This is a genomic window from Pseudomonas sp. QL9 (genome assembly GCF_041409665.1).
GTDB lineage: Bacteria > Pseudomonadota > Gammaproteobacteria > Pseudomonadales > Pseudomonadaceae > Pseudomonas > Pseudomonas knackmussii.
Map to the genome: position 1 here is coordinate 4,238,266 of NZ_CP166971.1, position 14,106 is coordinate 4,252,371.

Sequence of the window (14,106 nt, forward strand, 5' to 3'; positions counted from 1 at the left end):
AATGCATGCTGATGCAGCGCTGTGTGGCTGTTATCTGGCCTTAACTTTTAGTAATTACTGAGTGAGCGCAATAGCAATGATCACAGTATCTGTTTTGGACGAGAAGACCGTAACCACGACCAAGTCCTTGGGTAAGGCGGCAAATGCGTCTGTTCGTGTTCAAGCGATCTCGGGAGGCGGGTACATTATGGCCGACAGCCATGCTGGTTTTGCGCCTAAAGAAAATCACCGTCAAACGAGTCGGTAAGGACCTGCCCGTATCCCAAGATGGCGAGTGTCCAGATCGACCCGTCCTTATCATTGAGGAGCCTTGAGTGCGAAGGTCAATTGATTGGCAGGGCGGAGGATTCCAATTATTACGAATATATCTCTGTAATTTAGAATGATCGTGATCTGGAATTTTTGATTGATGGAGAAGCGACATCTGGAGTGCTGCAAGCGGACTCAGTCAATGCTTTTTGCAAAGGCCAAGTGCAAGGTCTTGAGCAATGGACTGTGTGCCTGCGGGAGTGGCTGGTAGGAGTATTTTTATATTGGTTAATTCCTTGATGTGCGTAGATGGAGCGGTTTTGCGCCAGTTCTCGATGCCGGTTTCTTGTGCTTAAGATTTTGATTAGATATGTTTAGATCAATTCTCTCGAACTTCTTGCCGTACTTTTGGGTTGGCAGCGTTGCTCTTGTGGGGTTCTATCAGCTGTTTAGCTCTGCCGGTATTAAATCTGAGCAGATTGCGGGCTTCCTCGCTATCTTAGTGGCGGTTATGGTGGTTTTCTTTTCTGGTGACCACTGATATGGAGTGGTGTGCGGACTAGGCTCTGTGAGTTCAGCAGCCTACTGTCTCTTAAATTAGGTTGTTCACGGAATACCGGGGTATCCCCAAAAAAGAACGGCGATCTGGTTAAAGATGTTTGTGCGACCAAACCTCTAAACCAGCACCGCCGTTCTGATGCCAAATGCTACTGCTTTCCCTCCGTTTTGGGAGGGGTTTTCTGCTGTCTCGATCGATTCCGATACCGACACCCTGCGGATCGAATTAGAGCCCGCCCCGTGGCATCGTAAGCGCTCCACGAACCCCATCTTCAACTGAGTTGTCCGCATCCTGATGCTGTGCTTCCGTTTTCCCAGTGGAGCCCCGTCATGATGCGTCCGGACGCCAAGGTCAAAGCCGTCTACCTCTATCCGAAGCCCGTGGACTTCCGTAAGTCCGTTGATGGCCTGGCGGCGCTGGTGGAATTGGATATCAAGGTGGCCGTGTTCGACCCCGTGTTGTTCGTCTTCCTCAACAGAACCCGCAACCGAGTGAAGATCCTCTACTGGGAACGCAATGGCTTCTGCCTGTGGTTCAAGCGCCTGCAGGCCGAGCGCTTCAAGACCAAGCCCGATGCTGAAGAGCCCATCGTGTTGACGGTGCGGGAGCTGAATCAATTGCTGGCAGGTTTCGACCTCTGGGGGAACCGGCCACACAAGGTGCTGACCCCGCGTTTCGTGAGCTGAGCCGGTATAATCCGGCGCCATGAAAATTGGCGCTGATTCTCTTCCCGACGATCCCGTCCTGCTCAAGGCCTTGGTTCTGCAATTGCAGGAACAGATCGCGCTGCTGCGCCACAAACTGTTTTCGCCAAAGTCCGAGCGCAGCCCCGAGGATGCCGAGTCCCCTCAACTGGCCATGTTCAACGAAGCTGAGGAGTTGCTCGAAGAGGCTGCTGGCGGATCGGGTGAGGCTGAAGTCGAAGAAGTCGTCGCCCCCGTGAAGCGTCGGGGCAAGCGCAAGCTTCTTCTAGCCGAGCTGCCGCGCGTTGAAATCGTCCACGAACTGCCCGAGCCCGAGCGCACTTGTGCCTGCGGCGCTTGCAAACAGGCCATCGGCGAGGAAGTCAGCGAGCAGCTCGACATTATTCCGATGCAGGTGCGGGTGATCCGGCATATCCGCAAGACCTACGCCTGCAAGGCCTGCGAAAGCGCACCGGTGACCGCCGACAAGCCAGCCCAACTGATCGAGAAAAGCCTGGCCAGCCCCAGCGTGCTGGCCATGCTGCTGACCACCAAGTACGCCGATGGCATCCCGCTGTATCGTTTCGAGAAGATGCTCAACCTCCTGCGCGACCAACTACTGGGCTACCCGGTGTTGCACTGCGACGAAACTCGGCTGCAGGTATTGCATGAGCCTGGGCGAGATCCCGCCGCGCAGTCCTGGATGTGGGTGCAAAGCGGCGGCCCACCGGGGAACCCCGTCGTCCTTTTCGACTACAGCACCAGCCGTGCGCAGGACGTGCCGTTGCACCTGCTTGCAGACTATCGCGGCTACCTAATGACCGACGACTATGCCGGCTACAACGCCGTGGCCGCGCAAGACGGCATCGAGCGCCTGGCTTGCTGTGCCCACGCCCGCCGCAAATTCATCGAGGCGCAGAAAGTGCAGCCAAGGGGCAAGATCGGCCGCGCCGACATGGCCTTGAACCTGATCAACAAGCTCTATGAAATCGAGCGCGATCACAAGGGCAGCGGCGACCTGGAACGCCATGCCGTACGACAGCAGCGCAGCCTGCCGATCCTGGAGCAGCTCAAGGCCTGGCTGGACAAGACCCAGCCGCAGGTCACCGCCCAGAACGCCCTGGGTAAGGCGGTGAACTACCTGGCCAGCAACTGGAGCCGGCTCGTGCGCTATGTCGAAGGCGGGCATCTGCCCATCGACAACAACCGCGCCGAGAACGCCATCCGCCCCTTCGTGATCGGCCGCAAGAATTGGCTATTCAGCGACACCCCCAAGGGCGCCACGGCCAGCGCGCGGATTTACAGCCTGATCGAAACCCCCAAGGCCAATGGGCGAGAGCCCTATGCCTGGCTGCGCCACGTGCTGGAGCGCCTGCCGGCTGCCAACAGCATCGAGGATTACGAAGCGCTGTTGCCGTGGAACTGCCCGCCGATAAGCGCATCCTGATTGCAAGGTCTCGTCAAAGGAAGACGGGGTTTATGGAGCGGATACGTGGCATCTGCCCCGCTGCGGCACTTGCCAGCAACCTTGTTCGTCAGTCCATGAGTACTGCACACGGCGGATCCGCGACCTGCCGATACTGGGGCGTCCGGTTGTGCTGCAGGTCCGTTTGCGGCGGCTGGTCTGCTCCCGTTGCGGTCAGCGCATGGAGTGGGTCAGTTGGCTGCAGCGGCATGCCCGTTTGACGCGACGCCTGGCCGACGCCGTGGCGCTGTGGTGTGCACGTTTATTCGTCTTGATGCTTTAGGACTAAGCGAGCCGTCCGCTATAGTTTTTTGATGATTATGAGTTAATGCCTTCGTCGCTCAATTCTCTCGGTTGGCACCTTTGGAGTAATTCCATCGCTGAAATTGGTGTTCTCTGTAAAAGACATGTACGATCTTGAATATATGAACTATCACTAAAATTTTTTCTCCAAGACGACAGTCGCACCATGCTCGTTCGCAGAGTTCGATAGCTGTCCTTGATAGGAAATATTCAGTGTCATCAGCGATGTTGGTTGCATCTCCAGCCCCAATTCGATCAGAGCGGCATTCTGTGCAATGGGAGCTCCGGACACGGTAAAGTCATCACCGCCGGTAAAGGCGTGGGTGGAGTGCGGCTTGATGTCGCCAAACGCATGGCGCCAACCCAGCATGCCGCGCACTTTATAGGTCGACTCATTGTGCTTGAAGCTCGAAGACTCACGCATACCGATGGTCGAGAACGTGACCTGGGTGTCTTGCGCGCTCGAGTGAATCGATGCCGGCGAGTCACCCTCGTCGAAGCTGTCATTGCGCATCCATATATTGGCTACGTTCGCAAAAGGCTCCAACTCATGCGAACCCTGTTCCCAGCGATAGGCTGATTCCACGAATAGCTGTAGGGAATCTGAGTCGTATTGACTTTTAAGTTGCGAGTGCAGGTCCGAGACGACAATGTTCCTGGTGGTGTTTGTTTTGTGGTGGCCATAAATCGCGGCAGACCGCAGATAGAGTTGATCCCAATGCGATCCCGCATAGAGACCGGCATAGTAGCTGTCGATGTCCGCGTCCGAGTCGCGCTGATTGAGATCCAGATTCGAGTTGCTGTATCCGGTCATCACCCCTACGCGCCAGTCACCAACCGGAGCATCGCCCCCGAGCATCACACCGCTGGTATTTCGTTTGAGTCGTGCGGAGTTGTTCGTTCCATCCAGTTCGCCCTTCGCTCCAAACCCTTTTACCCATATAACTGCGTCACGGGTCGAAGGATCATCGAGCTGCAGCACGCCCGCACTTTTATAGCTAATGACATTGGCTGCAACTGTAGAGTTGTTGCCCGATGAAGCCAGCAGACGATCACCGATTGCATCGCGAGCGAAATGACTGTCTTCGATCACGGCAGACTTTAGCGACGCATGCATCTCGCCGGAAATCTGATCGAGTGCATTGCGAATGCGTACCGGGTCGTTGGGCAAGCTGGCAATGGCATCGTATAGCGGATTGCCTTGTCCCAGACTTTCTGCTCCTCCAGCACTGGCAATCTGGTTATCGGTCAAGCCGAACTGTCCGAAACTCACGGTGTTTCTTGCCAGTGTTAGATAGGCGTGCGTGGGATCGTAAGACAGGCCGAGATCTATGAATGCATAGTCTGCTATGAGGCTGCCGAACTGACCGTTTACCCCGCCGTCGCTCGAAAGGATCGTGTACGAACTCAGATGCGAATAATCGCCAGGTAGTGCGGAAACTTTGACGCTCCCCCCCTGTAGGCTGGTGGTCCCCTTGACCACGAGTTGATCGGCCTGTCCGTTCGGCAGGATCTCAGCTGAGTACTGAGATGAGCCGGACAGAAGCAAGTCCCCTCCAATGGTCAAGTTACCCACTGACTCGCCGCCGGGTGCGATGGAGCCATCCTGAACGTTGACACGTCCCCCTAGTACGCCATTACCTCCAAGAGTGCCGCCGTTGAGTACATTCAGGGCGCTGGCAGCGTTGCCCAATGTGCCATTGACCAAGAGCGTGCCGAGCGTGGTGTTGGTGGTGCCGGAAAATGTGCCGCTGTTGCCCGTCAGCATTGTGGTGCCAGCGCCTTGCTGCAACAGCGTGCCGCTACCGGAAATGGCGCCCGCGAAGCTGTAGGCATCGGAACGATTGAAGGCCAGCGTAGCGTTGTTGGTAACATTGCCCTGGATGGAGCCGCTGCTGCCGCCGTTACCCAGTTGCAAGGTGCCGGCGCTGACGGTGGTGCCGCCGCTGTAGGTGTTGTTGCCCGCCAGGACGAGCGTGCCCAGATCGGTCTTGTCGATACCGCCAGCGCCGATCATGTCTGCCGCTATGGTCGCCACGTACCCCGCCCCTGGTGTGGTTCCATCCCCCACGCGCAACACATTGCTGCCAGCGGCCAAGGTGAGCGGCTGCCCGCCCAGCACGTAGCCATTGGCGGCGAACTGCATGCCCGCCGACACCACGTTGCCCAGGCTGTTGTCGATGGTCACCGTACCCGGGGTCGCGGCAAAAATCGCAAAGGTCCCATCGGCATACGAGGTGTTGAGAATACCCGAGGTATCCGTCCAGTTCTTATTGCCCGCCGAGGCCTGCCAGACACCGCTGCCGCCGTCCACCACGCCATTGTTGAGCACCGAACCACCGCCGTCCCAGAACTCCATGGTCAGGCCGGCGGTATTGAGCAGGTTGACCTGGCCGGCGATCGACGTCTGGATGGTATTCACACTGCCTGCCGGCTGGCTGCCCAGAAGCAGCCCGTTGTCCGTCAGGGTGCCCGAATAGTTGATGACCCGATAAAGCCCTGGCGCAAAGTTACCGCCTGCCGATTGCATTACGTTCAAGGTGCCATCGAGTGTCAGGTTGCCGCCTACGGTGAGCCAGTCGTTGAGTGGTCCGCCGACGACGCCAGCCTGCCCGAACTCGAAATTCAGTGCCGAGGCACTGGCCAGCGAGAAATCTCCCCCGATGGTCAGGGTGCCAACCGAGGCATTGCCGGGCGCGACCAGGCCATCGCTAACCACTACGCTCCCGCCAATGCTGCCGCTGCCCCCTAATGTGGCGCCGCTGGCGACATTCAGCGTGCTGGCCGCATTACCCAACGTACCGTTGACCAAGAGCGTGCCGAGCGTGGCATTGGTGGTACCGGAAAATGTGCTGCTGTTGCCCGTCAGCAGCGCGGTGCCAGTCCCCTGTTGCAACAGCGTGCCGCTACCGGAAATGGCACCGGCGAAGGTATAGGCATCGGAGCGATTGAAAGCCAGCGTAGCGTTGTTGGTGACATTGCCCTGGATGGAGCCGCTGCTGCCGCCGTTACCCAGCTGCAAGGTGCCGGCGCTGACGGTGGTGCCGCCACTGTAGGTGTTGGTGCCAGTCAATATCGTTGTACCGGCGCCCTGCTGCAGCAGAGCGCCGGTGCCGGAAATGGCGCCCGCGAAGCTGTAGGCATCGGAACGATTGAAGGCCAGCGTAGCGTTGTTGGTAACATTGCCCTGGATGGAGCCGCTGCTGCCGCCGTTACCCAACTGCAAGGTGCCGGCGCTGACGGTGGTGCCGCCGCTGTAGGTGTTGTTGCCCGCCAGGACGAGCGTGCCCAGATCGGTCTTGTCGATACCGCCAGCGCCGATCATGTCTGCCGCTATGGTCGCCACGTACCCCGCCCCTGGTGTGGTTCCATCCCCCACGCGCAACACATTGCTGCCAGCGGCCAAGGTGAGCGGCTGCCCGCCCAGCACGTAGCCATTGGCGGCGAATTGCATGCCCGCCGACACCACGTTGCCCAGGCTGTTGTCGATGGTCACCGTACCCGGGGTCGCGGCAAAAATCGCAAAGGTCCCATCGGCATACGAGGTGTTGAGAGTACCCGCGGTATCCGTCCAGTTCTCATTGCCCGCCGAGGCCTGCCAGACACCGCTGCCGCCGTCCACCACGCCATTGTTGAGCACAGAACCACCGCCGTCCCAGAACTCCATGGTCAGGCCGGCGGTATTGAGCAGGTTGACCTGGCCGGCGATCGACGTCTGGATGGTATTCACACTGCCTGCCGGCTGGCTGCCCAGAAGCAGCCCGTTGTCCGTCAGGGTGCCCGAATAGTTGATGACCCGATAAAGCCCTGGCGCAAAGTTACCGCCTGCCGATTGCATTACGTTCAAGGTGCCATCGAGTGTCAGGTTGCCGCCTACGGTGAGCCAGTCGTTGAGTGGTCCGCCGACGACGCCAGCCTGCCCGAACTCGAAATTCAGTGCCGAGGCACTGGCCAGCGAGAAATCTCCCCCGATGGTCAGGGTGCCAACCGAGGAATTGCCGGGCGCGACCAGGCCATCGCTAACCACTACGCTCCCGCCAATGCTGCCGCTGCCCCCTAATGTGGCGCCGCTGGCGACATTCAGCGTGCTGGCCGCATTGCCCAACGTACCGTTGACCAAGAGCGTGCCGAGCGTGGCATTGGTGGTACCGGAAAATGTGCTGCTGTTGCCCGTCAGCAGCGTGGTGCCAGTCCCCTGTTGCAACAGCGTGCCGCTACCGGAAATGGCACCGGCGAAGGTATAGGCATCGGAGCGATTGAAGGCCAGCGTGCCGTTGTTGGTGACGTCGCCCTGAATGGAACCGCTAGTGCCGCCGTTGCCCAACTGCAAGGTGCCAGCGCTGATGGTAGTGCCACCGCTGTAGGTGTTGGTGCCGGTCAATGCTAAAGTTGCTGCTCCCTGCTTTGTTAGCGCGAGCATGTCCATGGTGCCGGCATACTCGGAATTACTAGTGGAATTAAGAATGAGCGATTGCCCAGAAGTTGTACCGGTTATCGTGGCGCCTGCTACACCACTAAGGTTTCCAATACTTGCCGTACGACCGGCCCCTAGCAGTGATACTAGACTGCTGGAAGAGCTCATTGATAGGGTGGCGTTTGGGTTATTCCAATTTCCATTCAGGTTGATTAGTGAGTTAACTCCAACATTGACTCCTCGCAGAGAGTCAATACCTCCGTTCACCGAGTTTCCTAGTAATGACGATGTCAAGCTGACTGTTCCAGTGCCCAAAGCGTTCACTGCTCCAGCGTATAGAGCGCCCAGCCTGCTTCCGGGAGATATATTGGTAGAGGATACGTTCCAGTTGCCAGCAAAGGCATTGTTCGCACTATCGATTCTCAGGTATTTTCTATTTAGGCCGTTCTGGCCTAGGGCGTTTATGGATAAATCTATATTTGCCCCGCCCGTCAATGAAGCCGATGGGGACAGTGTCAGCGAGTTTGTATAGCTAGCCGATACTGATCCAATGTCAATTGAAATATTTCCCGAGTTGGAGACCGTCACGGGTGAGGTCAGAGTGCGAACTATGTTTCCCATGCCGCTTATCGGTAAAGAAAGCTTGGAGTTATTGTCGAAATTTAGGCCGGATATATTGTAGCTAGCTGTAGCATTGCCCCCGGCGCTACTACTCGGAAAGCTAAGGGTGCCACCACTGGCAACGAATAGCGAGTTTCCACCAAATGAGTAGGTGTAATTTCCATTCAGTGAGATGGTAGGGGCTCTTATTGTAAATAAATTACCTATTATATAGTCGTTTGTATTGCTAGGGGGAGTGCCGTTGCTCCAGGAGCTACCTATATCCCATTGCCCGCTAGTAATGGCGTTGACAATGGCTGCATTGGCGGCAGAGCTCAGAGCGACTGATGCGATGGAGATTGCCAATGTGGAAGGTTTGAAATATTTAAGTCCAGGAGTAAAGGGGCGAGAGTGCATGGCGGTTTCCACTTCTTACGATGCGGGGTTCGGAAAATCGAAGAATTATTAATTTATAACTTAATGGTGGATTTTGTCCACTCGCTCCGGTTTCGTAATCATTAGGGGTGGTGTTAATTGTTTGTGATTAATATTTTATAATTAATCCTTTGGTGCTGAAGCCAGTCGCCTGCGAAATGGTTGGCCAGAAACTCACGTGGTTGTTGAATCTCGTTTTTTGACGGGGGCCTTTTCAGATCATTCTTGGGGAGCCCCCGAAAATGACTTCGCGAATCTGGTGAGATATGATTCGCCCAGGCTTTCCTAGGGATGGTCTGAAATAGCCCCATGTTTTGGCCATCGCGAGCACCGCGCGGTGGCTATATCCCGTATTACAGGCGCACCTCGCCTGCGCTGGCCAGCAAATGCCGGCGTGCCATCCACAGGTTCGACAGGGCAAATAGCGTCACCATTTGCGCGGCATTCTTGGCCAGTCCACGAAAGCGCACCTTGGTGTAGCCGAACTGCCGCTTGATCACCCGAAACGGATGCTCAACCTTGGTCCGTACCTGCGCCTTGGCCTTCTCGATCTTGCGGATCGCCTTGTACAAGACGCTGCGCTTTCCATGCTTTTGTAGGTGCTGCGCCGGGCGGCGATCTGCCAGATGACCTGGCGCCCTGCATGCTCTTCGCGCTTCTCAACCCCGGTATAGCCGGCATCGGCGCACACCACGTTTTCCTCGCCGTGCAGCAGTTTGTCGACCTGGGTGATATCCGCGACATTGGCAGCGGTCACCACCACGCTATGCACCAGACCCGATTCTTCGTCAGTACCAATGTGCGCTTTCGCGCCGAAGTAATACTGGTTCCCCTTCTTAGTTTGGTGCATCTCCGGTTCGCGCTTGCCGTCCTGGTTCTTGGTCGAACTGGGCGCATGGATCAACGTGGCATCGACGATGGTTCCCTGGCGCAGGGACAAGCCCCGGTCACCCAGATAGCCGTTGATCACCGCCAGAATCCCTACTGCCAACTCGTGCTTCTCCAGCAGGCGCCGGAAATTGAGGATGGTGGTTTCGTCGGGGGATGCGCTCCAGGCTCAGACCGGCGAACTGGCGCAGGATGGTCGTCTCATAAAGCGCTTCCTCCATCGTCGGATCGCTGTAACCGAACCAGTTCTGCAGCAGATGCACGCGCAGCATCGCCATCAACGGATAGGCCGGACGACCGCCTTCGCCCTTCGGGTAATGTGGCTCGATCAGGGCAGTCAAACCCTGCCACGGCACAGGAACAACTCCTTGCGGGTCTGCTTGCGCTTGCCGGCGTACTCGGCGTCGGCGAAAGTCATCTGCTTCATCGGGAAACTCGGGCAACGGGATCTGCGTATTTCAACAGATTCAGGAAGTCTTATTCAGAGTTTCCCAAAAGGAAGAATTGCCGCCACACTCTGCGGCAGTCCATGCTGCGCGTACGCCTACCAAGCCTTACTTTGGCGCCATCAAATCGTGCCCAGCGATCTCGTCCGGTGAACTGCAGGGCGCCGGGCTTGAAGGCTTCTTCCGCTCGCCCAAGACCGAGCGGGTGTACCTGACTTAGTATGCCAGCTACCAGGGGACGAATACCGAACTGTTCGACTACATCCGCGTTTACCCCCACCTTCGTCGCCACTCGACGATGGGCAATTTCAGTCCGATGTAGTTTGAGCGGTGCTGTGCGGCCAGTAACTCTAAACTATATGCCCAACAGTTCCGGCAATGCTCCTAACAAATCTCCTGGTCAGTCGCCAAAATTGCGAGCTGTGAGATAGCTGCGTCGCCAATAGGACTCCACAAGCGAGCTGATACGGATGTGTTTTCCAGCTCTTGGCGCATGGATAAAATAATTGTTACCAATATATAGGCCGACATGACCGACCTGGTCGGTGCCGTTACGGCTAAAGAACACAACATCGCCTGGCTGGAGTTCATTCCGAGAGACAGTGGTATCATGCTTCGCAAGCATGCCTTTAGTAGTGCGTGGTAGCTTTAGGCCCGCGACACTTTTGTAGAGATATACCAATAAGCCGCTGCAATCGAAACCTGTTTCTTCCGACATGCCACCTTTTTTATAGGGACGACCAATAAGCTCATAGGCTCGATCCACGATACGCTGCCGAAGGATAGACGCTGGTAGCGGCTGCGTATTTATAGCTGTAGGTTGGTAACGACGCCAATCTGGCGTGCCAAACTCATCCGCTAGCAGGCAAGGAACGAATATCAGGCTAAAAAGGGCTATTGCGAGTGGTTGAAATGGGGCGCGCACGGGACTACCACAGAAAGAAATGTCAGAGATATGGTTAGCCTAATGGGGCGAGACGCCACTTTATTTAGGAGTTGTCTGTATTCTGCTGGCAGTAACTGAGCGATTGACGAATGGATTGGCCTGGGCGAGCTTTATATCTCGCACCACAGGCTTCAACAGCACTCGCCCCTAGCGGCTTGGCTGTAAGCTACAGATCGGCCTCCAGGACAATACTTCGAATGGTGAAACAGCGGTTGTCTGCTTATGCGGCCTGAGTAGCTCTCAGACCAGCACTTCCGGCGAGTAAGGAAAATTGATGAATACATCCAGGCCACAGCGTCATGGCTTCCCGGCCACTCACGGCCGGGCAGCCAGCATTCATAACGGATCGACCTTGCATGTAGCGGCAGTGCCCGCCGGCATCATAAGAGATTCTGTAGAAACCTTCAGCGAGTTTATTGAGGACCTGCAGCGCATGGGCGCTTGGTTGGCTGATCTCAGGAATACCACCGTGGCGATGGAGTCGACCGGTGCGTACTGGACTTCGGTCTACGAGATTCTGCCTACCAGGGGCTGCAGGCCTTGCAGGCCAACACCAGGCATGCCCGCGCCTGGGCGCAAGACCGACTCAATGAAGCGCAACGAATCCAGCACGTGAATGCCTGTGATTTGCTGCGAGCCAGCTTCCATAAAGATCGCGAGATCGCGGTGTTATGGAGCTACCTGAGCTTACGAGAGCGCCACCTCGATCACGCCCCCGTACATTACCAGCACATGCAAAAGGCACTCAGGCGGCGCGTCATACGGGCACGACGCTGTAACCAACTGACCCACTCCTGGCGCTGACCGCAACGGGAGCAGGCCATCCGCCGCAAACGGACCTGCAGCACAACCGGACGCCCCAGTATTGGCAGGTCGCGAATGCATCGTGTGCAGTATTCATGGGTTGATGAGCGGGGCTGTTGGCAACTACCGCAACGGGGCAGATGCCACCGATCAGGCTCCAACTCAATCCGCAACGTGTCGGCTTCGGAGTCCATCGAGACAACAGAATAACCCTCCCCAAACGGAGGGAGAACAGTAGCATTTGGCATCAGAACGGCGGTGGTGGTGGTTTAGAGGTTTGGTCGCACAAACATCTTCAACCAGATCGGCGCTCTTTTTTGGTTCTTCGCGGACTCTGGGGGAAGAGCGGGTTGACAGTCAGGGAAGCGGGTAGATTGGCAGTCGCCAAACGAACCAACCCCCACCCCTGCTGTCGCCGTGCATCCTATTGATCTTGCTTCCTTCTGGTCAGGCTATGAGGTCGTCGCCTGCCGCCCATCTGCTGACAACACTCTGCTGATCGAACTCAAGCCTCAAGCGGGCTCTGTCCTCAAATGCGGGCGCTGTAGCCAGGCCTGTCCGCTGATCCACGCGCGGCGGGTTCGCCGGGTGCGTGATCGAGATCTGTTCGACCAGCGCGGTCCTGCTCCAACTGCCGGTGCGCCGCGTCGACTGCCTGCACTGTGGTCGGGTGACCGAGCGGATCGACTGGCTGGAGCCAGCGTCGCGCTTGACCCAGCGCTTGCGCATCTGGCTCGAGGCTTTGCTGCAATTACTGCCCATCAGCCACGTCAGTCGCCTCGTCGGCCTGCATTGGCACATGCTCAAACAGCTCGACAAACGTCGCCTGGAGGCCGCAGTCGGTTCTTTCGAGCCGGGCGATGCTCGCTGCCTGGTGATGGATGAGTTTGCCCATCACAAAGGACATCGTTACGCCACCGTGATCATGGATGCGGAGCGGACACTCGTGCTGTGGGGTGGGCATGGCAACAGCCGCGAGGCGATTCGCCCGTTCTTCGAACTGCTCGGTGAGCGCTGTCAGCAGATCGAGGTCGTGGCGATGGACATGAGCACAGCCTCCGATCTGGAAGTAAAACAGCATTGCCCCGACGCCAAGGTGGTCTATGACCTGTTCCATGTGGTGGCCCGCTATGGCCGGGAGGTGATCGATCGCATCCGTGTCGATCAGGCCAACGCGCTACGGCAGGACAAAGCGGCACGCAAGGTGATCAAGCAGAGTCGTTGGTTGCTGCTGCGCAATCGCGAAAACCTCAAGGATGAGCAAGCAGTGCAGTTGCAGGAAATCCTCGAGGCCAACCAGCCACTGGCCACGGTCTATGTACTCAAGGATGCGCTCAAGGAAATCTGGTACGCCCCTAGCCTGCGAGAGGGCTGGCGGCGCTGGCGGGACTGGTTGCGCCACGCCAGGGACAGTGGCTTGGCCCCGCTACAACGCTTCGCTCGCAATCTGTGCAAATACGCCCGAGGCATTCTGGCCAGCGCTCGCTTCCCCATGCACACCAGCCTGCTGGAAGAAGCAAAACAACCGCATCAAGGTGATCAAGCGCGTGGCCTATGGCTTCAGGAGCTCAGCTTACTTCTTCCTGAAGATCAAGGCCGCCTTCCCCGGGAAAGCGCGATGAACCTCTTTTTTGGGTACCCCGGTATGCGTGAAGAACCAAAAAAAGGCGGGGCACGAGGGCGCCCCGCCGAACTTTGCAGAAGAAAGGAATTACTGCGGAAGTTATTAGACGCTGGATGTAGCCTGCTGAATATAAGAATTGTCTCGAATTGAGATATGTAGCTTTCGAGTTGACGCAGAGCAGCTGATGGCGAGCTGGCGCAGCGATAGACCGCGGTCACCCAGGTAGCCATTGATCACCGCCAGAACCCCAGCCGCCAGCTCGTGTTTCTCCAGCAGACGCCGGAAGTTGAGGAAGGTGGTTTCGTCGGGGATGCGCTCCAGACCCAGGCCGGCGAACTGGCGCAAAATGGTCGTCTCATAGAGCGCTTCCTCCATCGCCGGATCGCTGTAGCCGAACCCGTTTTGCATCAGATGCACGCGCAACATCGCCATCAGCGGGTACGCCGGACGGCCCCTTTTCCCTTGGGGTAGTGCGGCTCGATCAGGGCGACCAAGCCCTGCCACGGCACCACCTGATCCATCTCGATTAGGAACAAATCCTTGCGGGTCTGCTTGCGCTTGCCGGCGTACTCGGCGTCGGCAAAGGTCATCTGTTTCATCGGACGGCTCGGGCAACGGGATCGACGTATTTCAACAGATTCAGGAAGTCTTCTTCAAAGTTTCCTTAGGATGTCTCGCACATCGACTGTT

Annotated in this window: 6 protein-coding genes and 4 pseudogenes; 5 read left to right on the forward strand and 5 right to left on the reverse strand. The window is 57.2% G+C overall.

Annotated elements, in window-relative coordinates; translation table 11 throughout:
- The first annotated feature begins 1,137 nt into the window (after positions 1-1,137).
- The 3 genes from tnpB to ACA097_RS19805 are packed head-to-tail and all read left to right on the forward strand — an operon-like array spanning position 1,138 to position 3,239.
- On the forward strand, positions 1,138-1,494 hold the full coding sequence (gene tnpB / locus ACA097_RS19795) for an IS66 family insertion sequence element accessory protein TnpB (RefSeq protein ID WP_371365443.1): 357 nt from the start codon (positions 1,138-1,140) through the stop codon (positions 1,492-1,494).
- Between the two features lie 19 nt (positions 1,495-1,513).
- Positions 1,514-2,938, forward strand: a complete 1,425-nt coding sequence (locus ACA097_RS19800) for an IS66 family transposase (protein WP_371365446.1) — start codon at positions 1,514-1,516, stop codon at positions 2,936-2,938.
- Positions 2,939-2,990: 52 nt separating this feature from the next.
- Positions 2,991-3,239 (forward strand): transposase family protein, encoded by a 249-nt coding sequence (locus tag ACA097_RS19805; protein ID WP_371370545.1) that lies wholly within the window; start codon positions 2,991-2,993, stop codon positions 3,237-3,239.
- Between the two features lie 153 nt (positions 3,240-3,392).
- On the opposite strand, the gene ACA097_RS19810 is transcribed toward ACA097_RS19805, so the two are convergent.
- Positions 3,393-7,685, reverse strand: coding sequence for an autotransporter domain-containing protein (locus tag ACA097_RS19810; RefSeq protein WP_371365448.1), 4,293 nt, complete (start codon positions 7,683-7,685; stop codon positions 3,393-3,395).
- Positions 7,686-9,061: 1,376 nt separating this feature from the next.
- Positions 9,062-10,023 (reverse strand): annotated as a pseudogene (locus ACA097_RS19815) (IS5 family transposase).
- A 254-nt stretch (positions 10,024-10,277) separates the two neighbouring features.
- Between ACA097_RS19815 and ACA097_RS19820 the strand changes: the two are divergent.
- Positions 10,278-10,364, forward strand: a pseudogene (locus tag ACA097_RS19820) (hypothetical protein); the annotation flags it as partial.
- A gap of 78 nt (positions 10,365-10,442) precedes the next feature.
- On the opposite strand, the gene ACA097_RS19825 reads toward ACA097_RS19820, so the two are convergent.
- Both ACA097_RS19825 and ACA097_RS19830 read right to left on the reverse strand, forming a co-directional pair.
- Positions 10,443-10,808: a C40 family peptidase gene (locus ACA097_RS19825; protein ID WP_371365451.1), complete on the reverse strand. Its 366-nt coding sequence runs from the start codon at positions 10,806-10,808 to the stop codon at positions 10,443-10,445.
- Positions 10,809-11,710: 902 nt separating this feature from the next.
- A complete protein-coding gene (locus tag ACA097_RS19830; RefSeq protein ID WP_371365453.1) occupies positions 11,711-12,040 on the reverse strand; it encodes a transposase family protein in 330 nt (109 codons plus the stop codon).
- A 169-nt stretch (positions 12,041-12,209) separates the two neighbouring features.
- Here ACA097_RS19830 and ACA097_RS19835 point away from each other — a divergent pair.
- Positions 12,210-13,414 (forward strand): annotated as a pseudogene (locus ACA097_RS19835) (ISL3 family transposase).
- A gap of 194 nt (positions 13,415-13,608) precedes the next feature.
- Here the strand turns inward: ACA097_RS19835 and ACA097_RS19840 are convergent.
- Positions 13,609-14,015: pseudogene (locus ACA097_RS19840) on the reverse strand (transposase); the annotation flags it as partial.
- Positions 14,016-14,106: the final 91 nt, after the last annotated feature.

What these genes read in the sequence shown, in the direction of transcription:
- ACA097_RS19810 (WP_371365448.1), bottom strand. Translation starts at nt 7,685, where the DNA reads ATGGACATGCTCGCGCTAACAAAGCAGGGAGCAGCAACTTTAGCATTG.
- ACA097_RS19800 (WP_371365446.1), top strand. Translation starts at nt 1,514, where the DNA reads ATGAAAATTGGCGCTGATTCTCTTCCCGACGATCCCGTCCTGCTCAAG.
- ACA097_RS19830 (WP_371365453.1), bottom strand. Translation starts at nt 12,040, where the DNA reads ATGCCAAATGCTACTGTTCTCCCTCCGTTTGGGGAGGGTTATTCTGTT.
- tnpB (WP_371365443.1), top strand. Translation starts at nt 1,138, where the DNA reads ATGATGCGTCCGGACGCCAAGGTCAAAGCCGTCTACCTCTATCCGAAG.